Source organism: Aquidulcibacter paucihalophilus (assembly GCF_002105465.1).
Lineage (GTDB): Bacteria > Pseudomonadota > Alphaproteobacteria > Caulobacterales > Aquidulcibacteraceae > Aquidulcibacter > Aquidulcibacter paucihalophilus.
Genome location: NZ_NCSQ01000156.1, coordinates 42,912 through 64,990 on the forward strand (window position 1 = coordinate 42,912; position 22,079 = coordinate 64,990).

General features: G+C 56.0%; 23 protein-coding genes. 12 read left to right on the forward strand and 11 right to left on the reverse strand.

All coding sequences use genetic code 11. The features are described from left to right. The first annotated feature begins 6 nt into the window (after nt 1–6). From trpE to trpC, 4 genes are read left to right on the forward strand one after another with little or no spacing between them, the layout of a single operon-like run. Nucleotides 7–1,566 (forward strand): anthranilate synthase component I, encoded by a 1,560-nt coding sequence (gene trpE / locus B7364_RS11090; RefSeq protein ID WP_085340140.1) that lies wholly within the window; start codon nt 7–9, stop codon nt 1,564–1,566. Next, nucleotides 1,563–2,147: an anthranilate synthase component II gene (locus B7364_RS11095; protein ID WP_085340098.1), complete on the forward strand. Its 585-nt coding sequence runs from the start codon at nt 1,563–1,565 to the stop codon at nt 2,145–2,147. Before trpE ends, B7364_RS11095 begins: the two co-directional genes overlap by 4 nt. Next, nucleotides 2,144–3,169 carry an anthranilate phosphoribosyltransferase gene (trpD, locus tag B7364_RS11100; RefSeq protein ID WP_085340099.1) on the forward strand — a complete coding sequence of 342 codons (1,026 nt, stop codon included), beginning with the start codon at nt 2,144–2,146 and terminating at the stop codon, nt 3,167–3,169. The genes B7364_RS11095 and trpD overlap by 4 nt, the downstream gene beginning before the upstream one ends. Then, nucleotides 3,166–3,957 (forward strand): indole-3-glycerol phosphate synthase TrpC, encoded by a 792-nt coding sequence (trpC, locus tag B7364_RS11105; RefSeq protein ID WP_085340100.1) that lies wholly within the window; start codon nt 3,166–3,168, stop codon nt 3,955–3,957. Before trpD ends, trpC begins: the two co-directional genes overlap by 4 nt. Before the next feature lie 104 nt (nt 3,958–4,061). Here trpC and B7364_RS11110 read toward each other — a convergent pair whose 3' ends face one another. Beyond that, complete coding sequence (locus tag B7364_RS11110; RefSeq protein WP_085340101.1) at nt 4,062–4,514, reverse strand: GNAT family N-acetyltransferase; 453 nt, start codon at nt 4,512–4,514, stop codon at nt 4,062–4,064. Between the two features lie 77 nt (nt 4,515–4,591). Between B7364_RS11110 and B7364_RS11115 the strand changes: the two genes are divergently transcribed. Both B7364_RS11115 and B7364_RS11120 read left to right on the forward strand, forming a co-directional pair. Next, complete coding sequence (locus B7364_RS11115; protein WP_085340102.1) at nt 4,592–5,041, forward strand: MaoC family dehydratase; 450 nt, start codon at nt 4,592–4,594, stop codon at nt 5,039–5,041. A 17-nt stretch (nt 5,042–5,058) separates the two neighbouring features. Then, a complete protein-coding gene (locus B7364_RS11120) occupies nt 5,059–5,520 on the forward strand; it encodes a RidA family protein (RefSeq protein WP_085340103.1) in 462 nt (153 codons plus the stop codon). 30 nt (nt 5,521–5,550) lie between these two features. On the opposite strand, the gene B7364_RS11125 is transcribed toward B7364_RS11120, so the two are convergent. Beyond that, entirely contained in the window at nt 5,551–6,021 is a 471-nt protein-coding gene (locus B7364_RS11125) for a DUF2721 domain-containing protein (protein WP_085340104.1), read from the reverse strand. A gap of 104 nt (nt 6,022–6,125) precedes the next feature. On the opposite strand from B7364_RS11125, the gene B7364_RS11130 reads away from it, so the two are divergent. The 5 genes from B7364_RS11130 (at nt 6,126) to B7364_RS11150 (ending at nt 9,800) form a co-directional block, all read left to right on the forward strand. Next, nucleotides 6,126–7,331, forward strand: a complete 1,206-nt coding sequence (locus B7364_RS11130; protein WP_085340105.1) for a GNAT family N-acetyltransferase — start codon at nt 6,126–6,128, stop codon at nt 7,329–7,331. 87 nt (nt 7,332–7,418) lie between these two features. Then, nucleotides 7,419–7,619: a YdeI/OmpD-associated family protein gene (locus B7364_RS11135; RefSeq protein WP_085340106.1), complete on the forward strand. Its 201-nt coding sequence runs from the start codon at nt 7,419–7,421 to the stop codon at nt 7,617–7,619. A gap of 83 nt (nt 7,620–7,702) precedes the next feature. Next, nucleotides 7,703–8,134: an HIT family protein gene (locus B7364_RS11140; RefSeq protein WP_085340107.1), complete on the forward strand. Its 432-nt coding sequence runs from the start codon at nt 7,703–7,705 to the stop codon at nt 8,132–8,134. Between the two features lie 12 nt (nt 8,135–8,146). Then, a complete protein-coding gene (locus B7364_RS11145; RefSeq protein WP_085340108.1) occupies nt 8,147–8,854 on the forward strand; it encodes a hypothetical protein in 708 nt (235 codons plus the stop codon). A gap of 82 nt (nt 8,855–8,936) precedes the next feature. After that, nucleotides 8,937–9,800 carry a hypothetical protein gene (locus B7364_RS11150; RefSeq protein WP_085340109.1) on the forward strand — a complete coding sequence of 288 codons (864 nt, stop codon included), beginning with the start codon at nt 8,937–8,939 and terminating at the stop codon, nt 9,798–9,800. Between the two features lie 12 nt (nt 9,801–9,812). On the opposite strand, the gene clpA is transcribed toward B7364_RS11150, so the two are convergent. The 3 genes from clpA to B7364_RS11165 form a co-directional block, all read right to left on the reverse strand. Beyond that, a complete protein-coding gene (gene clpA, locus B7364_RS11155; protein WP_085340110.1) occupies nt 9,813–12,158 on the reverse strand; it encodes an ATP-dependent Clp protease ATP-binding subunit ClpA in 2,346 nt (781 codons plus the stop codon). 3 nt (nt 12,159–12,161) lie between these two features. After that, the gene (gene clpS / locus B7364_RS11160; protein ID WP_085340141.1) at nt 12,162–12,503 is read right to left on the reverse strand and encodes an ATP-dependent Clp protease adapter ClpS; all 342 of its coding nucleotides are present in this window, start codon (nt 12,501–12,503) and stop codon (nt 12,162–12,164) included. Between the two features lie 245 nt (nt 12,504–12,748). Continuing rightward, the gene (locus tag B7364_RS11165; RefSeq protein WP_157893652.1) at nt 12,749–13,165 is read right to left on the reverse strand and encodes a phasin family protein; all 417 of its coding nucleotides are present in this window, start codon (nt 13,163–13,165) and stop codon (nt 12,749–12,751) included. A 567-nt stretch (nt 13,166–13,732) separates the two neighbouring features. Between B7364_RS11165 and B7364_RS11170 the strand changes: the two genes are divergently transcribed. After that, nucleotides 13,733–15,487 carry a D-alanyl-D-alanine carboxypeptidase gene (locus tag B7364_RS11170; protein WP_198534211.1) on the forward strand — a complete coding sequence of 585 codons (1,755 nt, stop codon included), beginning with the start codon at nt 13,733–13,735 and terminating at the stop codon, nt 15,485–15,487. Between the two features lie 21 nt (nt 15,488–15,508). Here B7364_RS11170 and guaA read toward each other — a convergent pair whose 3' ends face one another. From guaA to guaB, 6 genes are all read right to left on the reverse strand, one after another. Next, nucleotides 15,509–17,071: a glutamine-hydrolyzing GMP synthase gene (guaA, locus tag B7364_RS11175; protein ID WP_085340113.1), complete on the reverse strand. Its 1,563-nt coding sequence runs from the start codon at nt 17,069–17,071 to the stop codon at nt 15,509–15,511. 62 nt (nt 17,072–17,133) lie between these two features. Then, nucleotides 17,134–17,625 (reverse strand): SgcJ/EcaC family oxidoreductase, encoded by a 492-nt coding sequence (locus tag B7364_RS11180; RefSeq protein WP_157893653.1) that lies wholly within the window; start codon nt 17,623–17,625, stop codon nt 17,134–17,136. Nucleotides 17,626–17,714: 89 nt separating this feature from the next. After that, nucleotides 17,715–18,605 (reverse strand): helix-turn-helix domain-containing protein, encoded by an 891-nt coding sequence (locus B7364_RS11185; protein WP_157893654.1) that lies wholly within the window; start codon nt 18,603–18,605, stop codon nt 17,715–17,717. Nucleotides 18,606–18,683: 78 nt separating this feature from the next. Next, nucleotides 18,684–20,009, reverse strand: coding sequence for an RsmB/NOP family class I SAM-dependent RNA methyltransferase (locus B7364_RS11190; RefSeq protein ID WP_085340116.1), 1,326 nt, complete (start codon nt 20,007–20,009; stop codon nt 18,684–18,686). A gap of 4 nt (nt 20,010–20,013) precedes the next feature. Then, the gene (locus B7364_RS11195) at nt 20,014–20,493 is read right to left on the reverse strand and encodes a GNAT family N-acetyltransferase (RefSeq protein WP_085340117.1); all 480 of its coding nucleotides are present in this window, start codon (nt 20,491–20,493) and stop codon (nt 20,014–20,016) included. Nucleotides 20,494–20,498: 5 nt separating this feature from the next. Further along, nucleotides 20,499–22,007, reverse strand: a complete 1,509-nt coding sequence (guaB, locus tag B7364_RS11200) for an IMP dehydrogenase (RefSeq protein WP_085340118.1) — start codon at nt 22,005–22,007, stop codon at nt 20,499–20,501. Nucleotides 22,008–22,079: the final 72 nt, after the last annotated feature.

Genomic DNA, 22,079 nt, shown 5'->3' on the forward strand with positions numbered 1-22,079 from the left:
CTTGTGCTGACGATTGAGCCCAGCTTTGATCAGTTTGAAGCCGCCTATCTGCAAGGGCGCGGCGTGCCCTTGCGCGCCAAGCGGATTGATGATCTCGAAACGCCAGTCTCTGCCATCGCTAAACTGGGTGCCGACAGGCTAGGCTCTTGCTTGTTTGAAAGCGTTGAAGGCGGGGAAACCCGGGGGCGCTATTCCATCGTCGCCTGCGACCCAGACCTGATCTATCGCGTCGATCAAGGCGGTGCTGCAAAGGCCGCCATCGATGAGGCGGGTCGGGTGGGTGACTATATCCCCTGTGGCGAGGAGCCTTTAGCTGCGCTGCGCACCTTAATCGCAGACAGTGCGCTCGACTTTCCAAGTGACCTTCCACCTCCCGCGGCGGGCCTGTTTGGCTACCTGGCTTATGAGACCGTGCGCCGGGTCGAGCGTCTACCTGAGACCCATCCCGACCCCATTGGCGTTCCCGAGGCCCTTTTGGTGCGCCCGCGCCTTGTCATCGTGTTTGACGGCGTAAAGCAGGAATTGTTGCTGGTAACACCTGTACGGCCGCAAGCGGGTATTTCGGCCAAAGACGCCTATGAGCACGGGCGCGATCGCTTAGAGAAAGCTTGGGCCACGCTGGATGGGCCCTCGCCTTTGCGCGTGCCGTCTTATGCCGCTAAGCCCAGCCCCTTGGGCGAAGCCATCCCGAACATGAGCCCGGCAGCCTATATGGCGAAGGTCGAGAAGGCCAAAGACTACATACGGGCGGGCGACATCTTCCAAGTTGTGCCCAGCCAGCGCTTTTCTGCCCCCTTCTCTGGTTCTGCGATTTCGCTCTATCGGTCGCTCCGCCGCACCAACCCCTCGCCCTTCCTGTTTCTCTTGCGAATGGATGGGTTTGACATTGTGGGCTCCAGTCCTGAAATCCTTGTCCGCCTGCGCGACGGAACCGTGACGATGCGCCCAATTGCCGGCACCAAGCCGCGCGGGGCCACCCCTGCCTTGGATCAAGCCTTCGCCGAAGAATTGCTGAACGACCCAAAAGAACGGGCAGAGCATTTGATGCTGCTTGACCTTGGGCGCAATGATGTGGGCCGTGTATCGCGGTCAAAGCCCGGTGGCAATGATGGCCCGGTGGGCATTGGTCGAGGCGGGGTACGTGTGACCGAGAGCTTTAAGGTCGAGCGCTATAGCCATGTGATGCACATTGTCTCTAACGTGGAAGGCAGCCTCAAACCCGGCCTCGATGCGCTCGATGCCCTCTTGGCAGGCTTTCCGGCAGGCACGGTGTCTGGCGCGCCTAAAGTGCGCGCAATGGAGATTATTGCAGAGCTTGAGCCGCATGGCCGGGGTGTTTATGCCGGTGGTGTTGGCTATTTCTCTGCTGGGGGCGATATGGATTTGTGCATCGCCTTGCGAACTGGGGTTTTGAAAGACGGCGTCCTGCATGCCCAAGCGGGCGCGGGGGTCGTGCTCGATTCCATTCCGGAAAGCGAGCATAATGAATGCGTTAACAAGGCAAAAGCTTTGCTGCGCGCTGCCGAAGACGCTGCCCGCTATGATGAGAAGGCCGCCCACGCATGAAAATCCTGCTCATCGATAATTATGACAGCTTCACCTATAATCTGGTCCATTATGTCGAGGAATTGGGCGCTGAGACCCAAGTGGTTCGCAATGACCGCTTGAGCGTGGACGAGGCCATCGCCCAAGCCGGTGACGGCATCATCATCTCGCCTGGCCCCTGTACGCCCAATGAAGCCGGGATCTGCCTTGAGCTGATCAAAGCCTTGCCCGACGATATTCCTTTGTTGGGTGTCTGCCTTGGCCATCAGGCGATTGGCCAAGCTTATGGCGGCAAAGTCTTGCGCGCCAAAACCATCATGCATGGCAAGACCTCCCTGATCACCCACGCCAATACCGGCCTGTTTGAGGGCTTGCCGGATCAGTTTGAAGTCACGCGCTATCACTCCTTATCCGTCGAGCGCGAGAGCCTGCCCAATTCCCTGCGCGTCGATGCATGGACCGCCGATGGCGAGATCATGGGCATGAGCCATGTCGCCAAGCCAATTTTTGGTGTGCAATTCCATCCCGAAAGCATAGCCTCAGAGCATGGTCATGCCCTGATCCAGCGCTTTTTAGCCTCAACCAAAGTGGCCCAATCGTGAGTGAGGCGATCAAGCCAGCCTTAGCCCTATTGCGGGATGCCCAAGCCCCCGCGCCCGCCGTCCTTGACCAAGCCTTTGCTACCATTTTAGCGGGCGAGGCCACACCAGCCCAAATCGGTGCCTTTTTGATGGGGCTGGAACGTCTGACCTTGACCAGCGAGATGATTGCCTCGGGCGCGCGTGCCATGCGCACGGCCATGACGCCGGTAGAAGTGCCCTTTGCCTGTATCGATGTCTGCGGCACAGGGGGCGATGGTTCACATACCTTGAACATCTCTACCGCTGTATCCTTTGTCTTGGCTGGGGCAGGTCTTAAGGTCGCTAAGCATGGTAATCGCGCCATGAGCTCGAAGTCGGGCGCGGCAGATGTGTTGGAGGCTTTGGGTGTAAAGCTTGAGCTTACGCCCGAACATTGCGCCCAAGCACTTGATGAAGTCGGCCTTGTATTCTTGTTTGCCCAAGCCCATCATCCCGCCATGCGCCATGTGGGCTCTGCGCGGCGCGAACTCGGTTTTCGTACGATTTTCAATCTCCTAGGCCCACTTTCTAATCCTGCACACGCACAGCGCCAATTGGTTGGCGTGTTTGCGGACGACAAGCGCCAGCCCATGGCGCAGGCCCTGATGAACCTTGGTTGCGAGAGCGCTTGGGTAGTCCACGGTCATGGCGGCTTGGATGAAGTATCCCTTTCGGGTCCAACGCGCGTCACGGCCCTCAAGGATAAGGCGTTGTCAGAACTTGAAATTCACCCACGTGATCTGGGCTTGAAGACGGCACCGCTCGAAGCCCTCAAAGGCGGTGATGCCGCCCATAATGCGAAGGCCTTGCGTGCGCTTTTGGAAGGTGAAACCGGGCCTTACCGCGATGTGGTGGTGTTGAATGCTGCCGCCGCACTGGTTGCGACCTGTGCAGCCCACGACCTCAAAGAAGCTTTGGCGCGCGCCACCACAAGCCTTGAGTCCCGAGCCGCGCTCGCCAAGCTCGACCAGTTGATCGCCTTCACCCATCGGACGCCCTCATGAGCGACACCCTTTCCAAAATCATCGCTTATAAGCGCGAGGAAGTGGCCGCCCGTAAGCTCCACCAATCCATCGCAATCCTGGAGGCCTTGGCGTCAGAGCAGACCGCGCCACGCGGCTTTACCGCCGCCCTCAAACAGGCGGCCCTGACCCGCCCTGCCTTAATCGCCGAAATAAAGAAGGCCAGCCCCTCTAAAGGCCTGATCCGCGCAGACTTTGTGCCCGCCGATTTAGCCCAAGCTTATGAGAAAGGCGGGGCTGCCTGTCTGTCTGTCCTCACCGATGCACCCAGCTTCCAAGGTCATGAGAGCTTCTTGGTAGCCGCACGAGCCGCCACCCACCTGCCCTGCCTGCGTAAGGATTTCATGGTCGACACCTGGCAGATCGCCGAAAGCCGCGCCTATGGGGCTGATGCGATCCTGGTCATCATGGCCGCGCTCGACGATGCACTGGCCGCTGATTTAGTGGCTGCAGCCAAGCATTACGGCATGGATGCCTTGATTGAAACCCATGATGAAGCGGAGATGGAACGCGCCTTGAAACTTGATGCAGACCTCATCGGCGTCAACAACCGCAATCTTAAAACCTTTGTCACGGACCTTTCTACCACCGCCCGCTTGGCAAATCTCATCCCGCCATCACACCTGTTGGTGGCCGAAAGCGGCATCAATAGCCGCGCCGATATCACCCTGCTGCAAGCCGCCGGTGCCAAAGCCTTCCTGATCGGTGAAAGCTTGATGCGCCAAGCCGATGTTTGTGCCGCCACGCGAGAAATTTTGTCGGTGGATTGATCGTCAATCGCGATGGCATCGGCTGGTTTTGAGATGTTGGGGTGAGAACTCGGGGAAAGCCCCGCTCTTCTGTGCGTTCCGGCAGGGATAACAGCGTAGGGGATTCACAAACTCTTATAAAACAAGATCTTTGTGGGTTCGCCGGCAATCACATCGAGACCAGAGATCAGATAGCCGGCCTTGAGATTGAGGATGGCCATGGCCCGGTTAGGTTGGCGGGTGGCGGTCTCAAGCCCGCGAAAACCAGCCTCCTTCGCCCAAGTATGTTGAGCTGTCATCAAGGCAGCCGCAAGGCCTTGACCGCCTGCCTCTTCGGCGACTCCCCCGATCCAGGAGTTGAACACACCGCGATGACGCTCATAGCCCAGTTTAAGACCAAGGAGTTGCCCCTGCCCGTCCAAAGCCACATGGGCGTTAAGGTTACGTCGCCCTGAAAGTTTTTCGGCAAAATTCGACCAGTCATCGGGTAAAACTTTGTCAAGGAAGGCGGCAATGCTGTCAGCGTGCGCGATGCATCGCGGGCCATCCCACTGGTCAATCTGATAGTCTGGCATCATTTCAAGTCCCCACCTCGACATGGCCCGACGAGCACGTTAGACCAACCCCCTAAAATTACAATGAGGGAGCCTTTAGCATGACCAAGACCACCACACTCGCTACACTTGCAGACTTGGCCGGCCAAGAAATTGGCGCGTCCGATTGGCTGTTGATCGATCAAGACCGCGTCAATCTGTTTGCGGACGCAACCGGCGACCACCAATGGATCCATGTTGACGTACCCCGCGCTACCAAGGAAATGGGCGGCCCGATTGCACACGGCTTTTTGACCCTGTCCTTGATTCCATTTTTGGGTAAGGACATCTTGAAAGTTGAAGGCGTTAGCCGCGGCATCAATTATGGCCTCAACAAAGTGCGATTCACCAATATGGTCCGCGTTGGTTCAAAAGTTCGCGCGGTGCAAAAACTATTGAGTGTCGAGCCCAAGTCCGGTGGCCTGATGCTGACCAGCGAAGTGACCATCGAAATCGAAGGCGAGGCCCGCCCTGCATGCGTGGCCGAAACCGTCAGCATGTTGTTTGCTTAATCACCCAAGGAATCAAGATGTCTCGCATTGAAGCTCGCCTGCAGGAACTCGGCATCATTCTGCCAAACCCGCCTGCGCCGGTCGCCAGCTATGTGCCCTTCACACGTGTGGGCGGTTTGGTCCATATTTCGGGTCAAGTCTCTCGTGCCGCCGATGGTGACCATTTAGGGCGGTTGGGTGGCAATCTCACCCTCGAGCAAGGTCAAGCCGCGGCCCGTGTTTGCGGTCTCAACCTGCTCGCACAATTAAAGGCCGCTTGCGGTGGGGATTTGGATCGACTGGTGCAAGTCATAAAGCTGAATGGCTTTGTGAATGTCACGCCCGAATTTGACCCCATCCCCCAAGTAATGAACGGCTGTTCGGATCTGATGGTCGAAGTCTTGGGCGATTCTGGCAAACATGCCCGTTCTGCCGTGGGCGTTGCGAACCTGCCGATGGGCTTTGCGGTGGAAGTAGACGGCGTCTTTGAAATCGCTTGACCTTGAGCCTGAGTTGGCCAGCAGCTTGCCTCAGGGATGGGGTGCTCTGCTGGCCAAGAGTTCCGCCCGTACCCGCAAAGATTTTCGGGCATAAGAAATCTCAATCAAAAATGAGATCAGCCCGCCAATGAGCGAGGCCATAGTGGCGATAAATAAGAGTGCCACGACGCGGGATAAATCAATTGAAATCAGCTCTACCGAAAACAAGGCGACGATAAGCAAACATACCAAAAGGATGGCGATTGTCGACAAAGTGATGGCATTATGAATCCAGTTCATGCGCTGATCGAGTACCCGCAGCTCTGCCAAATGCCGACGGGTGGGTGCGCCTGAGCCAACGAGGGACTCTAAATCTTGCTCAATCACGCGGCCACGATCGACCACACGCGCCAGACGCGATGTTAGGACATTGAGCAATGTCCCAATCCCTGCGATCAGGAAGACGGGCGCAATGGACAGTTGGATGATCTGAACTATGTCATGTGAGGACGCAATCGGCATGAGAGCAGTCTAGGATCCAATTGGAAAAAGGTCGATCCTTATCCCGTGCCGCGCGCAGCAGACGGCCTTTCCAGCAGGCCGAACCTCGATAAGCTAAGGCCAAGATGACAGAAGCAGCTGAGCCCTCCCCCCACGAACCTGCGTTTACGATCAAGATCGTCAATCATATCGCAGATGTGCCGCGGGAGACTTGGGATGGGCTGGCCAATCCCACAGGCGTGGCATTTGACCCGTTTTTGAGTTGGGACTTCCTGCAAGCCCTAGAAGAAAGCGGGTGTGCGACAAGCTTTACCGGCTGGGGTGGGCGCCATCTTCTCTGCCTGGATGGCGAGCAAAATGTGGTTGGCCTCGTGCCGTTGTGGTTGAAGTCCCATTCCCAGGGTGAATATGTCTTCGACCATAATTTCGCCGATGCGTGGCAGCGTGCTGGCGGGCGGTGGTATCCAAAACTGACCAGTGCAGTGCCCTTCACCCCCGTGCCCGGTCGCAGGCTTTTGGTTAAGCCTGATGAAGATGCAGGCCTAATCCGGGTGGCCCTGATCTCGGCGCTGGAGCAAATTGGGGCCCAAAGCGGGCTTGCAACCGTTCAGGTCAATTTCGCCAAGGATGAGGATTTGGCTGCATTGAAAACGTGCAAGTGGCTGTTGCGCGAGGATCGGCAATTTCACTTTTTCAATCAAGGCTATCAAAGCTTTGATGATTTTCTAGCCGAGCTGTCTTCCGATAAGCGCAAGAATTTGCGGAAAGAGCGGGCCAAGGCCCAAGAAGGTTTAGAGATTTTGCGTCTGACGGGGCCAGATATCCACGAAGAGCATTGGGATCATTTCTTTGAATGCTATCAGGATACAGGGGCCCGCAAATGGGGCACACCTTATCTGAACCGCCGCTTCTTCTCGCTTCTGGGCGAGCGGATGGCCGATCGGCTCGTGCTGATCTTGGCTAAAGAGGGTAACCGCTTCATCGCCTCAGCGCTCAACTTTCTAGGTTCTGACACGATTTTTGGCCGCTGGTGGGGACGGCTCGAAGACCGGCCCTTCCTACACTTCGAGCTCTGCTATTATCAGGCAATCGATGAAGCTATTGCGCGTGGCCTTGCCCGCGTTGAAGCCGGTGCGCAAGGTGGCCACAAGCTGGCGCGCGGCTATGTGCCGGTATCGACTTGGCAAGCCAGCTGGATTGCCGACCTTGGTCTGCGGGGCGCCATTGCCGACTATCTGCAGCGGGAGCGAGCCGCCATTGCCGATGATACCCTTTGGCTCAAAGAGCGAACCCCTTTCCGCCACGTCGTTCAACAGGTGGTCAGGTCCTAAGCCATTCTTTCGTTTTGCTTCCAAAACTATCGACGCATGTTAGCTTTACTTACGTCACATAAGACAAAACAAAGATCGTGAGCAAAAATGGGAGAGTATCACCAAGATTTCGAAGCAGCACTGGCTAGCGATGAGCTAGCTCGGCAGACGTTTAGCTGGCTTGCCCCCAGCCATCGTCATGATTTTGTTGTGTGGATTGAAGCCGCCGTGGCAGAGCGGGATCGGTTGACGCGCATCCAAGCAGCCATGGATATATTGGCAGGGCGAGAGGCCGTGCGCCGCAATTGAGTGCGGATTGCGATCAGGTTTGGCCATAGCCGATTTCAACTTTGATTGGAATCACGCAAGGGTTCTGGGGAAAGGCCCATCCCATGCACCTATTCAGACCCTATGATCCCCAAAACATCTTTGCGAAGATTTTGCGCGGCGAGATGCCATGTTTCAAAGTCTATGAAGATGAGGTGTGTCTCGCTTTTCTCGACATTTTCCCACAAGGCCCCGGCCACACGTTGGTGGTACCCAAAGTCGCGGCCACCAATCTGCTGAACATGCCCGCAGACGCGCTAGGCACCTATATGGTTAGCGTTCAGAAAGTTGCTAAAGCGGTGCAAAAAGCCTTTCAAGCCGATGGTCTGACGGTGTTTCAATTCAATGGCGCAGCGGGCGGGCAGACCGTCTTTCACCTGCACTTCCATTTGATACCGCGGCAAGAAGGCGTTGGTCTCAAAAGCCATGGGCAAGGCGGCAAGGCCTCTGAAGAAGATCTGCTTGCCCATCAGGCAGCCATTATCGCAGCCTTTTAAGCCCCCTGCCCGATGGTTTATCGCACGATTGATGCTGCCCTTGTTCTCCAGACCCTAGAAAAGCTGCGGCTACGCATTGGCGAACGCTTCCCTCAAGCGGGCTTAGGTAAGGTTTGTGCAGAGCTCGCCGTGTTGGCGGGCGATACCCAATCTAGGGTAACGGGTCTGGCCAAGCCCATGATTTGGATTCGCATTGGCGTGGGTTTGATTTTGGCAGCTGGGGCCAGTCTTGCTGCTTATGGCATTCACGCCATCGGCTTTAAGTCTGGTGAGGCAGAGATGTTGTCTCTCGTCTCGGGCCTTGAATCCGCGGTCAATCTTTTGCTGGTCATGGGTGCCGGGATATTCTCGCTGACCAGCTTCGAGGCACGCCTGAAGCGCCACACCGCCATGCGCGCGCTACATGAATTACGCTCGATCATTCATGTCATCGACATGCACCAATTGACCAAGGACCCGGTTATGGTCGGGGCTGCCCGCACGAAGGCAAGCCCAGATCATGTGCTCTCTCCCTTTGAATTGGTGCGTTATCTCGATTATTGCTCAGAGATGTTGTCACTCTCGGGCAAGCTCGCCGCCCTCTATGCGCAAGATTTTAACGACCCAGACGTGATTGAAGCAGCCTCGGACATTGAGCAATTGGCGACCAATCTGTCGCAAAAAGTGTGGCAGAAAATCACAATCGTCCAAACCAGCAATCCGACCATGAACCCGGCCTGAAACCGCCCCCTCAGTCCTCAACCCCCTATTTAGGTAATTGTAAGGACAGCTGTGCCATACAGTCTCGACTGTGGGAGTTGTGATGATGGCGAATTGGGTTAGTCGGGCGCTGGCAGATATTGAAACACAGACGGAAAGTGCTTCTGGCGTTGCCGCTCTGCGGGCCGCCATGATGCAGGACGGCGTGATCGGCGAAACCGAAGCCCGCGAACTGATCGCCATTCATCGTGCGGGTAAGCGGCCCTCCGGCGAAGCGGGCTGGGCAGACCTGTTTGTGGAAGCTATGACCGATTACTTCGCACTCAGCCGCGAAGTTCCCCATTATCGCGAAGACGAACTCAACCCCAATTGGTGTCATGCCATCAGGCGCGCGGTTGACGCTTTGTCATTTGATACGCTTCGCAATGTTGAAAGCGGTACCAGCTATAACGAGCGCCTCGCAGCCCAAGGCGTGACAGAGCCAGATGCCCAGGTGTTGATTGATGCCTTTACCGCTGACGGGATGGTTCTAGATGCCACAGAGATCCGGGTCCTGACGGCCCTATTTGCCCGTGCCACGGTCTATCCAGCCAATTTGCGGAGTTTTGCATGGCGGGCGGTACAGGCCAGCGTTCTGGCCGACAAAACCATCCAAGCCCATGAAGTTAAACTGGTGCGGGCGATCATCATGGGCCCTGCCAGCCTTTCGGGCATTGCCGTGGATCAGGCTGAAGCCGATATGCTGTGTGCCCTCGACCAAGCGGTTTCAGACGCACACAAAGATCCAAGCTGGACGGTCTTGTTTGCGCAAGGCGTCGGAAATTACCTGTTGTTTGCAGGCGGGACGCCCGGACGCGTGGATGCGAAGGAATGTATCTGGTTGAATGAGAAACTCAACCACGGACCCACGACCGCAACAAAGGCTCTGGAAGCCTTTCTTGCAGCCGAAGTCAGTTCAAACGCCTAAAGCGCTTCAGGCTCAACTTCCAGAATCGGCATCCTCAGCTTCTGGCTGGGCAGCCCCCTTTTTGCCGGGCTTTGGCAAGGCAGGCTCAAAGAAGAAGGTGAGTTGTTCGGCTTGCTCGTTTTCGACATCGACGCGAACCAAGCCACCCTTCTTAAGCTTGCCAAACAGCAATTCGTCCGCCAGCGGCTTTTTAATGTGCTCTTGGATCAAGCGGCCCAGCGGACGAGCACCCATGGCAGGATCATAGCCACGAATGGCCAACCATGTGCGGGCGGCATCCGTCAATTCAATCTCAACCTGACGATCGGCCAGTTGGGCTTCCAATTGCAAGACGAATTTATCGACCACATTGGCAACGATTTCTGGCGTCAGGGCTTTGAAGTGAATAACCGCGTCGAGACGATTGCGGAATTCAGGCGTAAACAAACGCTTGATGGCTTCGCTCTCTTCATCATCCTTCTTGCCGCGACCAAAGCCAATGCCGTCTTTGGCGGCGTCCGAAGCGCCCGCATTGGTGGTCATAATCAGCACCACATTGCGGAAGTCGACCTTCTTGCCATTGGCATCAGTCAAAGAACCATGATCCATGACTTGCAACAAGATATTGTAGAGGTCTGGGTGGGCTTTTTCGATTTCATCCAAGAGCAAGACACAATGGGGATGCTGGTCGATCCCGTCGGTCAACAAGCCGCCTTGATCAAAGCCGACATAGCCTGGAGGAGCACCGATCAAGCGGCTGACCGAGTGGCGCTCCATATATTCGGACATGTCAAAGCGCAGCATCTCCACGCCCATCGTATTTGCCAATTGCTTGGCTGCCTCGGTTTTACCAACCCCGGTGGGACCTGAGAACAGGTAAGAGCCAATGGGCTTATTGGGATCGCGCAGACCTGCCCGGGCGAGCTTGATAGACGCCGCCAAAGCCGTCAGCGCATTATCTTGACCAAAGACGACCCGCCGCAAATCAGTTTCCAAGGTGCGCAGGGCTTCGGTGTCGGACTTGGTGACAGACTTGGAAGGGATGCGGGCGATCTTGGCAACAACTGCCTCAATCTCTTTAACGCCAATCGTCTTTTTGCGCTTGCTTTCTGGCAAAAGCATTTGGCTAGCCCCGGTCTCATCGATCACATCGATGGCCTTATCGGGCAGCTTACGGTCGCCAATATATTTGGCCGATAATTCAACCGCAGCCTTGATAGCTTCGGCAGTAAAGCGAACCTTATGATGTTCCTCATAGGCAGATTTTAGGCCCAAAAGGATTTTCACCGTGTCGGGGATGGAAGGCTCGACCACATCGATCTTTTGGAAGCGCCGCACCAAAGCGCGGTCCTTCTCAAAATGCTGGCGATATTCCTTATAAGTCGTAGAGCCCATGCACCGCATGGTGCCAGATTGAAGCGCGGGCTTAAGCAGGTTTGACGCATCCATCGCCCCGCCACTGGTGGCCCCTGCCCCGATCACCGTATGGATTTCGTCGATGAAAAGAATGGCATTGGGGTGGGCTTCAAGTTCCTTGACCACCTGCTTTAAGCGCTCTTCAAAGTCACCGCGATAGCGTGTGCCAGCCAAGAGTGCGCCCATATCAAGCGAGAAAATCGTCGATTCCGCCAGGATTTCTGGCACATCCCCTTCCACAATGCGGCGCGCTAAACCTTCGGCGATTGCGGTTTTGCCAACGCCTGGATCACCAACCAAAAGCGGATTATTCTTCTGACGGCGGCACAGGATTTGGATTGCACGCTCCACTTCATCAACACGGCCAATCAACGGATCGACCCGACCCTTGCGCGACTTTTCATTCAAGTCGACACAATAAGTCGCCAAGGCTTCACCCGTGCTGGGTTTTTCCTTCGAGGTAGCGCTTTCTTCTTGCCGCTCTTCTGAAGCGCCTTTGACGCGCTTCTGCTCGGTCATGCCAGGACGTTTGGCTACGCCATGGGAGATGAAATTGACCGCGTCATAGCGGGTCATGTCTTGTTCTTGCAGGAAGTAAGCCGCATGGCTCTCGCGCTCTGAGAACAGAGCCACCAAAACATTCGCGCCGGTGACCTCGGTGCGACCCGAGCTTTCGACATGGATGACGGCGCGCTGGATAACACGTTGGAATCCCGCAGTCGGCCGCGCTTCGCTTTCGCCGGAAACGATGAGGTTTTTGAGCTCCCCTTCAATATAGCCAATCAGGTCCGCCTTAAGGCGATCCAAGTCTACATTACAGGCTTTGAGAACATGGGCGGCATCTTCATCTTCAATGAGAGCAACAAGCAGATGTTCAAGGGTTGCATATTCATGCTTATGCTCATTAGCGAAAGCGATAGCACGGTGGAGCGATTGTTCTAGGCCGCGGGAGAATGATGGCACGTTCTACTCCTTTTCCATGGTACATTGCAGGGGATGTTGATTGCGTCGCGCCAAATCGAGGACTTGGGCAACTTTGGTCTCAGCAACTTCGTAGGAATAAATGCCGCACACACCGACCCCCGATTGATGCACATGCAACATAATACGTGTCGCACTCTCACGGGTTTTGTTGAAGAAGCGCTCTAAAACATAAACCACAAACTCCATCGGCGTGTAGTCATCATTCAAAACCAGCACCCGATAGAGTGAAGGCTTTTTCGTCTTTGGCTTGGCCCGCGCTACGACGGCGGTGCTACGGCCGCCACCAGGGACATTCCCATCTGTGCCAAAACCATCATCGTCCATGTCGTCACCGCGTTCGTCGCTCATCTGATCTACCATTTCATGACGTCTGCGTTAGCAGACACTATGCTTGGGCTTCTGAGAGAAGCACAATCATTGTTTATAGATAAGTGCTTCGCGACGTTCTGGAAGCCTAAAACATGTGCAAGGGCTGGATAAGATCGCAGCAGCCCTTAACTCGCCGTCATTAAGGCACAAAAAAGGGTCCGAGACATGCTCGGACCCCTTTAATTCTGGGCGCTATCCGCTTAGCGGGCAGATTGAATCGAAGACCACACGGCGCTGGTACGCTCACTGATTGGCTTGACCGACTCCTTCATCGCACCAAGCATGATGTCGGATACTTTGGTGAATTCGGCGAAATAGGTGCTCATTGCCGACTTTGCGTAATCGGCCTGGATTTCGACAGCCTCTTGCAAGGACTTAACCCCACCCAAGCTCTTGGCGGTTTCCGTTGCCAACGTTGCCGAGGATTGAAGATAGGCGATGGAAACTTCCGAAGCTTGCTTCACGCCTTCAGCAGCAATTTTCGCCGAAGCGGTCAGAGCTTCCAAATTCGCCTTGCTGTGCACAAACGCCTCGCCGAAGCTGGCTTGCAACTTTTCATAACCGGCTTGGAATGCTTCGGCGGTAGGGGTGATTACGGATTCGATCTTGTCTGACATGGTCAGTCTCTCCTGCTTGGTGGATTCGAGAACGGGTTCGGTACAGCTTTTCGGTTCTGATCGTTCAGATGGGGAGGGTTTAGCCACGGCCGACTTCAACCGATTTGCCGGCGTCGTGCGCTTTCTTGTGGTCGCCATCGTATCTCTCCGCGAAAAAGAACATCGATACGGACACAGCCGACACATCGACTTCATCCAATTCTATTTCGCAGTTGCAGCATGCACCTTCGCATCTGCAGCGTCAAGCTTTTCGTGAGCAGTTTGCATCTCTTTTACGCAATTTTACGAAGTTTGAGGGGCTAGTCCCTCAAAAACCTTTCCTGCGCCCTTGCCCAACACAGCTGGTAAACTTAGTTACCCGTGGGGCGGCAAACCTGTCTGCAAGTCATTGAGATGACAGGTTCGTGTGGGAGAGTTCAATTGACAGCAAGGAAAAGAGTGCTCAGAAAAGCGGCGGCTTTCATTGTGCCTGCCCCCAAACGTAGTCCAGCTTGGTGCTGGTCTGCCGCGTTAAGCCTAAGTAAACCATAAGGTTCTTAGGCTAGCTTCATGTGCTCGGAGACCAACATGGCAAGTCACACTTTTTCGCTTCGGCTCCTCGCCGCCTCTACCTTGGTGGCCGCAGCGGCGATGGCATCCACGCCTGCCGGTGCGCAAGCGAATTCACGATTTGCTCAAATCGTTGTCGATGCAGATACCCATGAAGTGATATTCGAGGAAAATGCACAGGCACTGCGTCGTCCGGCGTCCATCACCAAAGTGATGACGCTTTATCTTCTGTTTGACGCGCTACAAACCGGTAAAATTTCGTGGAACGACCAAATTACTTTCTCCCGCTATGCGAGCAGCCAAGCCCCAACAAAATTGGGGGTTGCGCCGGGTAATTCGATTTCGGTTCAAACGGCGATCGAGGCTTTGGTCGTGCGCTCCGCCAATGATGTTGCCGCCGCCGTGGCAGAGACTTTGGGCGGTTCAGAGGCCAATTTTGCAGTCATGATGACCGCCAAAGCGCGTGAGCTGGGCATGGTCAATACGACATTTGCCAATGCCTCGGGGCTACCGCATGACCGGCAACTGACGACAGCTGAAGATCTCGCCCGCTTGGCAATTGCCATTCGTCGCGACTTTCCAGACCAATATCATTGGTTCTCCACGCCCCAGATGGTCTTCAACGGCAAAGTCACGCGCAATCACAACCATCTGATGGCCCGCATGGAGGGCATGGACGGTTTAAAAACAGGCTTTACCCGCAGTTCTGGTTTCAATCTGGCCGCCACCACAGAGCGCAATGGTCGGCGCATTGTCACAGTTGTCCTTGGCGGTCGCACCCGTTTTTCGCGCGATGACTATGTTGAGCTGTTGACCGAGACTGCCTTTAAAGAATTGGGCCCTGCCACACATTTGGTTGCGGATCAGGCCACCCCCTATCAATTCACTTTCCGCGATCCGCGCGATGGGGCAGATGCCGAAGCGCTTGTGATGTCGATTGCAGGTAAAGCGTTAGAGCCAACTGGGGCCACCAATTTGGCGCTGGTGCGAACTGAGCGCACGCGTGGCTTTGATCAAGGTAAACCCTCGGTATTGCTGGCCAATACTTCCGGGCAAGCAGCACCTTCGGCACGCCTGGCAACTACCGGTGTGCAAACAGCTTCCCTCGACTTAGCCAGTTCTGAAGATGAGGACGAAGCCGAAGCCGTTAGCCCACAAGCGGTCCCTGCCGTGAAACAGACGCGCTTGCCGCGGACCACCACCCATTATGTCGCGGCCTCCACCATACAGGCTCCTTCCTTGCGTCCAGTGATGGATTTCCCAGCAACCACCGGGGCTACCAGCCCGGCTTCTGAACCGACCAGCCAAGAAGCTATGAAAATCGAAGTCGCAGCTGTGGCGGAAGAGCAAATCCGTCTGCAGGAAGCCCGCGACCAAGTTGTTCGCCAAGCCAATGAACGCCGTGCGGCGGAACGTGCCGCAGCAGATGCGCGCGCCAAAGCAACTGCCGAACGTGAGGAACGCACCCGCCAGCAAGCCGCGCGAGCTTTAGCTGCCAAAAAAGAAAGTGATCGGCAATTGATCGCTGGCCGCGCCCGTGGTGATGCGATTGTTCAGGTCGGTGCCTTCCGCAGCCAACGCGATGCCAAGGCTGCACTCGCCCAATTCTCCCGCCATTTCCCATCCTTTGCCAGCCGCGAAGTCAGCAGTGTGAAACGCTCTGATGGGGTCTGGTATCGCGCCCGCTTCTCAGGCCTTGGTGCCAGTGTGGCCCGCGAAGCTTGCCGGATAGTGTCCGGTCGCGGTGGTAGCTGCCAGATTATTGCGGACTAAACGGGAAGATCAATTCTTCCCCTACTCCCACTCAATCGTGCCGGGCGGTTTTGACGTCACGTCGTAAACGACACGATTGATGCCCTTGACTTCATTGACGATGCGGGTCGCAACCCGGCCCAAAAAGGCCATGTCAAAGGGGAAAAAGTCGGCTGTCATGCCATCGGTAGAGGTGACAGCCCGAAGCGCGCAGACATGGTCATAGGTGCGATGATCGCCCATCACACCAACCGTTTTGACCGGCAAAAGAACGGCAAAGGCCTGCCAGATCGTGTCGTACAGGCCATGAGTGCGCAATTCTTCCAAATAGATGGCGTCTGCCTTACGCAAAATGTCGGCCTTTTCTTGCGTAATCTCGCCCGGGATACGAATAGCTAAGCCGGGGCCCGGGAAAGGATGGCGGCCTACAAAGGCTTCATTCAACCCAAGCTCGCGACCTAAGGCGCGGACTTCGTCCTTGAACAATTCGCGTAAGGGTTCGACCAGCTTCAAATTCATCCGCTCTGGCAGACCGCCAACATTGTGGTGGCTCTTGATTGTTACCGATGGACCACCGTCAAACGAAACGCTCTCAATCACATCGGGATAGAGCGTGCCTTGGGCGAGGAAGCTTGCACCACCAACCATGCGCGCTTTTTCCTCAAATACATCGATGAAGAGCTTGCCGATGGTTTTCCGCTTGGTCTCTGGATCGCTGACCCCGGCCAAAGCGCCCAAAAAACGTGCACTTTCGTCAGCATGGATCAGGGGGATATTGTAATGATCGCGGAATAACGAAACGACTTGGTCGCTTTCCCCTGCCCGCATCAAGCCGTGATCCACATACACACAAGTCAATTGATCGCCAATTGCCTCATGGATCAGAACGGCAGCAACCGAGCTATCGACTCCCCCCGACAGGCCGCAAATGACTTTACCACTGCCCACTTGCGCACGGATACGCTCAATAGCTTCTTCCCGGAAAGCTGCCATCGTCCAGTCGCCACGCAGGCCTGCGATCTTGCGGACAAAATTATGGATCAACTTTGCGCCGTCGGGGGTGTGGACGACTTCTGGGTGGAACATCACGGTGTAGAAACGGCGAGCCTCATCAGTAGCCACCGCAAAGGGTGCATTCTCGCTGGTGGCCTTAACGCTAAAGCCTTCGGGCAATTGCGTGACGCGATCACCATGGCTCATCCAAACTGGATAGCGCCCCCCCATTTCCCAAACGCCTTCAAACAAGGCACTTGGGGCCAAAATCTCGACATCAGCGCGACCAAACTCAGCCGCATGACCGCTTTCAACCACCCCACCCAATTGGGTGGCCAAAGTCTGTTGGCCATAGCAAATGGCGAGGATGGGAATATTCAGTTCAAACACGATTTGCGGCGCGCGGGGCGAACCTGCATCACAAACACTGGCTGGCCCCCCCGACAGGATGATCGCCTTGGGATCAAAGCCCGCATCAAGGACCGCCTGTGCGCGATTATAGGGATGGACCTCGCAATAAACGCCCGCCTCACGCACACGCCGTGCGATCAGTTGTGTCACTTGAGAGCCAAAATCGATGATGAGGATGTGTTCGTGGGTCGCTTGCGTCATCGCTGCGGTTTAGCGGGATGCGGGCGCAGGGGAAAGACCCCTGCGCCGTGTGCCAACAGTGTTTAGGACTTATGGCCTTGCATGGCCGCACCGCGGATCGGGTCAAAGCGCGCAGCCCCTGCATCCACATCAATATTGGCTCCATGGGCGATCTTCCAGCTGTCTGCTTGCTTCACATAAACCAAAGTCATGCGGCTCTCATGTGGGGGCGCGATTTCCCCGCTTGGGGTCTTAAAGGCATCCATATGCCAATGCACGACGGCGACCACGACCGTGGGCGCGATTTGGGTCAGCGATTCCACAGCCACTAGCTTTTGCTGGACGCCTTTGAACATCATGTCGAAATAGATGCGATGGGCGCGGTCGACTTCCTCAAAACCTTGCCAGTGCATGGCCTTCACATTCACCCAATGCACATTGGGGGCATAAAGCTTGGCCATGCCATCTAAATCGCTCAGATTCCAAAAGCGTTCATAGTCAGAAATGGCGGCATGGATCGCCGCTTCATCGCTTAGCGCGAGGCTTTGTGATGCTGCCCGTGCCGTTTGTGTCATCGCCATTCCTCCAACTGCGCCCATAAGCGCCAAAAGATGTCGTCTAAGCATGATGTGCCTCCACCGAATGGCCCCTGTTTAGACGCCCTTCAGATGGCGCACTTGAACAAATCGGACATTTCAGGACCCGTAACAGCGAATGTTGAGATTGCTTGCATGTTTTCAACAAAAGTTTGGGGTGTCATGCCGCAGAGTGCGCGCGCCTCGCGCGAGAGATGGGCTTCATCGGCATAGCCGGCCTCAGCCGCAATTTGTGCCCACGTCTGGAGGGGCGACCGATGGCGCGCCGCCAAAGCCGCATCGAAGCGGGTCAATCGTCCATAAAACTTCGGCGTCACGCCAACATCGCGCAGAAAGCGCCGCTGCACCTGGCGCGCACTGATGCCCGCCCGATCTGCCAAGCGACTAATGCTCACCTTGCCACCCGTTTTTGCAAGCAAGCAGGCAATCTGGTCGACTTCATCAAAAGGCCGAGACTGATCGAGCCAGCCTGCGATCCAAGCCTGCGCGATAGCCACCCGGTCTTCAAACCTTGTACTCTTGGCCAAGGCGGCCTCTAGGCCCGGGGCTTGCTTCTGAAGCACGTCTGAGAGCGCCAATCCTTGATCGACCGTTTCGGTCATGGGCAATCCAAACAGACGGGCAAGGCCGGTTGGTTGAAAGCGGATGGTGAAGGTCTCAATCTGGCCGACAAAGCCCAGATCTTTGCCCGGTGCACTGGTCACCCCTACCAGTACGCTCGTCGGCGTGGCACTAAAGCCCAAACCTTTCTCCCGCACGAGATATGGTTCGCGAAAATAAAATTCCATGAATTGATCAGGTCGAGCATTTAAGGCGCGAATGACATGGATCGATTTAAAGTCGGCCCTGCGTTCCCCAAAGGATGCGACAATGCGGCGCAAACTAGGGTGGGGCGAGACTTGCCTGATCTGGATCGCAGAGGGTGCCTTCGCAGGACTCTGCACATGACGAACACCCATACGCGGTCTTTCTGAAACCTGCCGTCTTTGTCGCATATCCCGGCCATGGGTCAAGCAAGCAGCTTAACTTAGGCTTTTTCAAACAGCCCGCGTCATCGCACAGATAAAAAAGCCATCCGTGCCGGTCGCCAAAGGTGTCATCTGCAAGCCAGGGCCTGCCTTGTGGCAATGGGCCAAAAGACCCGAAAGCCCCGCATCGACTACCAAAGTTGTTGGACTGACCGGCGCAAAGGCTGGATTGGAAGCCAAGAAGCGGGTGACGCTGTCTTCATTTTCTTCCGGCAAGATGGAGCAGGTGACGTATAAAAGCCGGCCACCGGGTTTCACCAAAGGCGCACCCAAAGCGAGCGCGAGGGCTTGTTCTTGTTGCCGTTTTTCCAAAGCGCCGGGTCGCAACCGCCATTTTGAGTCAGGGGCACGGCGCCAGGTGCCAGAGCCCGTGCAGGGCGCATCAATGAAAACAATGTCCATCTGGCCGCGCAGATCAGCCAAAACGTCTTGGTCACGCTTTGGCGTGCGGACTTGGCAATTACGCACCCCTGCCCGCTCGATCCGTTCATGGCAATTGGCGAGGCGACGGCTATCGACATCATAGGCGTAAAGCTGACCCTTGTTTTCCATAAGCGCGGCGAGCGCCAAGGTCTTGCCGCCGCCGCCAGCACAAACGTCAGCAATCTGCATCCCGGGCTTTGCCACCGATAGGCGCGCAGCAAGCTGGCTGCCTTCATCCTGAACTTCAAAGCCCCCCTTCACAAAGGCTTCTTCTTTCGCCCAAGGAAAGGTTCGACCTTGGTGCCAAGGGATGCGAATGCCATCCGGCGACCAAGGTGTCATGAAAGCCGCTGGACGGCCATCATCGCGCACCTTTAGTTGCGTGGACGACAAGAGGTCTGCGAGCACAGCCTCAGGCTTGGCCTTCAAGCGATTGACGCGCAGATCGAGTGGTGCGGGCGCGGCCAAGGCGGCCCCTTCTGCGGCGCGTTCATCGCCCAAGATACGCGAAAAGCTTGCATCTAGCCACGCTGGATAATCGCCGCGCACATGGTCGGGCGCACCGTCGAGTGTCGCCTCTGCCAAAGCCTTACGTTCGGCCTCAGTCAGTGGGCTATAGGCATGGGTTTCTTCATAGGCATCTTTCTCAAGGCTTTCGGCGCTGCGGCCAAAGCCCCATCGCAAAGCACCCAATACCCAAGCCCTTGGATCATCGACCCCCAAGCGATAGGCGCTGGATGCCTTCCATCGCAACGCACCAAACACGATATCGCCAATTTGTGCTCGGTCTCCTGAGCCTGCGAACCGGTGGCTCAAGCCCCATTCCTTCAGCACATCAGCCGGCGGGCGTTTACGGGCTTCAACATCGGTCAATATTTCAATGGCGGCTTGGGCACGGGCACCGGGGCGCATGAGATTAAACTTTCAGGGCGCGCGACAGATAAGTCACGCTTTTGCCGTTGGACAAAGTCGCTTGCCCGACGGGAGTAAAGCCAAGAGCGGCATGGAATTGATCGGAAATCGGGTTAGGCGGATCAGAATTGACCTCGCAGACAACTTGTTCATAGCCGTCAGCTTCGGCACGTGCAAATAGGCCCTCATAAAAAAGCCGAGCGATCCCTTGTCCGCGTGCCTGCGCGGCCACAATAATGCGGTCCACGTAGACAAAATTATCCATCCGCTCGACAAACCAGACGAAATTTGGGCTGTCATAGCTGGAAGTCGGGATGAAGGTGATCAAAAAGCCCAAATCGGGCTCCGCCACTTGGCTGAGGTAGGAGGCCTCAACCAAACGCGTCAAACGGTCCTCATCTAGGGGCCCGGTCTCCACCTGATTGGCATTGCCAAGGGCAATGACCCACGCAAAATCATCGCGTGATACCTGCCGAATGGCCACGAGGCTTAACCCCCGACTGGGTAGTTGGGCGCTTCGCGGGTGATGGAAACGTCATGCACATGGCTCTCACGCAAGCCCGCACTCGTCAGCTTTACAAATCGAGCCTTAGACTGGAAGTCTGCAATGGTTGCAGCCCCGGTATAGCCCATAGCTGCACGCAAGCCGCCAACCAGCTGATGCAGAATAGGGGCGACGGAACCTTTATAAGGCACTTGACCTTCAATGCCTTCAGGCACGAGCTTCAATGCATCACTGACGTCTTTTTGGAAATAGCGGTCGGCCGAGCCGCGCGCCATCGCCCCAAGGGAGCCCATGCCGCGATAGGATTTGTAGGATCGGCCTTGATAGAGGAAAACTTCACCGGGCGCTTCATCTGTGCCGGCAAACAAGCCACCCAGCATGGCCACATTCGCACCAGCCGCAATTGCTTTAGCTAAATCGCCCGAGAACTTAATTCCGCCGTCGGCGATCACCGGTGTGCCGGTGGCATAGGCTGCATCGACACAATCCATAATGGCGGTTAATTGCGGCACACCGACGCCTGCAACAATGCGCGTGGTACAAATCGAGCCAGGCCCAATGCCCACCTTGATCGCATCGGCCCCCGCATCGATCAAAGCCAATGTGGCTTCGCGCGTGGCAACATTGCCAGCAATGACTTGCACGCGGTTCGACAAACGTTTGACGCGCTCTACCGCCTCCAACACCGAGCGCGAGTGTCCATGGGCGGTATCGACGACGATCACGTCGCAACCGGCATCTAGTAAGAATTCCGAACGCTCATAGCCCGCGTCGCCAACCGTAGTCGCCGCACCTACCCGCAACCGACCTTGCTCATCCTTACAGGCATTTGGGAAAGCTTGCGCTTTCTCCATATCTTTCACGGTAACGAGTCCAACGCAGCGTCCGTCATCATCGACAACGATCAAACGCTCTACCCGATGTTTATGCAAAAGTTGGCGGGCGGTGTCCTTGTCTGTGCCTTCGCGTACCGTGTGCAAATTCTCGCGCGTCATGACCTCATAGACTTTGTCATTATCATCAGCGAAGCGAACGTCGCGATTGGTGACAATGCCGACCAAGCGACCGGGCTTACCATCTGAGCCACGCTCTACAACCGGGAAACCAGAAACCCCACGTGCGGCTTTGATGGCTTTAACTTCACCCACCGAGATATCTGGATAGACGGTGATGGGATTAATCACCATGCCGCTTTCAAAGCGCTTAACCTGACGGACTTGCTCTGCTTGCTCTTCATTCGACAAATTGCGGTGAATGATACCAAGGCCGCCAGCTTGGGCCATGGCAATGGCGAGGCGAGCCTCAGTTACCGTATCCATGGCCGAAGAGATAAGCGGGATATTCAGCGCAATTTCACGCGTCAACTGCGTCCGAACATCGACCTGACCGGGCATCACTTCAGAGGCACCCGGCTCTAGCAGTACGTCGTCAAACGTTACAGCGTCTCTAATCGGCGGGGCGACACGGGGGGGTTTAGCGATCGGATTGGGCATGGCGGCTGATAAAGTATGGTTGGCCGATCTGTCAACGCTATTGCTGTAGGTTCACACATGAAAAAGCCCGCC

Bases quoted from the DNA above. Each gene is read 5' to 3' on its own strand.
- B7364_RS11095 (WP_085340098.1), top strand. From the start codon at position 1,563: ATGAAAATCCTGCTCATCGATAATTATGACAGCTTCACCTATAATCTG.
- trpC (WP_085340100.1), top strand. From the start codon at position 3,166: ATGAGCGACACCCTTTCCAAAATCATCGCTTATAAGCGCGAGGAAGTG.
- B7364_RS11110 (WP_085340101.1), bottom strand. From the start codon at position 4,514: ATGATGCCAGACTATCAGATTGACCAGTGGGATGGCCCGCGATGCATC.
- B7364_RS11115 (WP_085340102.1), top strand. From the start codon at position 4,592: ATGACCAAGACCACCACACTCGCTACACTTGCAGACTTGGCCGGCCAA.
- B7364_RS11120 (WP_085340103.1), top strand. From the start codon at position 5,059: ATGTCTCGCATTGAAGCTCGCCTGCAGGAACTCGGCATCATTCTGCCA.
- B7364_RS11125 (WP_085340104.1), bottom strand. From the start codon at position 6,021: ATGCCGATTGCGTCCTCACATGACATAGTTCAGATCATCCAACTGTCC.
- B7364_RS11130 (WP_085340105.1), top strand. From the start codon at position 6,126: ATGACAGAAGCAGCTGAGCCCTCCCCCCACGAACCTGCGTTTACGATC.
- B7364_RS11135 (WP_085340106.1), top strand. From the start codon at position 7,419: ATGGGAGAGTATCACCAAGATTTCGAAGCAGCACTGGCTAGCGATGAG.
- B7364_RS11140 (WP_085340107.1), top strand. From the start codon at position 7,703: ATGCACCTATTCAGACCCTATGATCCCCAAAACATCTTTGCGAAGATT.
- B7364_RS11145 (WP_085340108.1), top strand. From the start codon at position 8,147: ATGGTTTATCGCACGATTGATGCTGCCCTTGTTCTCCAGACCCTAGAA.
- B7364_RS11150 (WP_085340109.1), top strand. From the start codon at position 8,937: ATGATGGCGAATTGGGTTAGTCGGGCGCTGGCAGATATTGAAACACAG.
- clpS (WP_085340141.1), bottom strand. From the start codon at position 12,503: ATGGACGATGATGGTTTTGGCACAGATGGGAATGTCCCTGGTGGCGGC.
- B7364_RS11165 (WP_157893652.1), bottom strand. From the start codon at position 13,165: ATGTCAGACAAGATCGAATCCGTAATCACCCCTACCGCCGAAGCATTC.
- B7364_RS11170 (WP_198534211.1), top strand. From the start codon at position 13,733: ATGGCAAGTCACACTTTTTCGCTTCGGCTCCTCGCCGCCTCTACCTTG.
- guaA (WP_085340113.1), bottom strand. From the start codon at position 17,071: ATGACGCAAGCGACCCACGAACACATCCTCATCATCGATTTTGGCTCT.
- B7364_RS11180 (WP_157893653.1), bottom strand. From the start codon at position 17,625: ATGACACAAACGGCACGGGCAGCATCACAAAGCCTCGCGCTAAGCGAT.
- B7364_RS11185 (WP_157893654.1), bottom strand. From the start codon at position 18,605: ATGGGTGTTCGTCATGTGCAGAGTCCTGCGAAGGCACCCTCTGCGATC.
- B7364_RS11190 (WP_085340116.1), bottom strand. From the start codon at position 20,009: ATGCGCCCCGGTGCCCGTGCCCAAGCCGCCATTGAAATATTGACCGAT.
- guaB (WP_085340118.1), bottom strand. From the start codon at position 22,007: ATGCCCAATCCGATCGCTAAACCCCCCCGTGTCGCCCCGCCGATTAGA.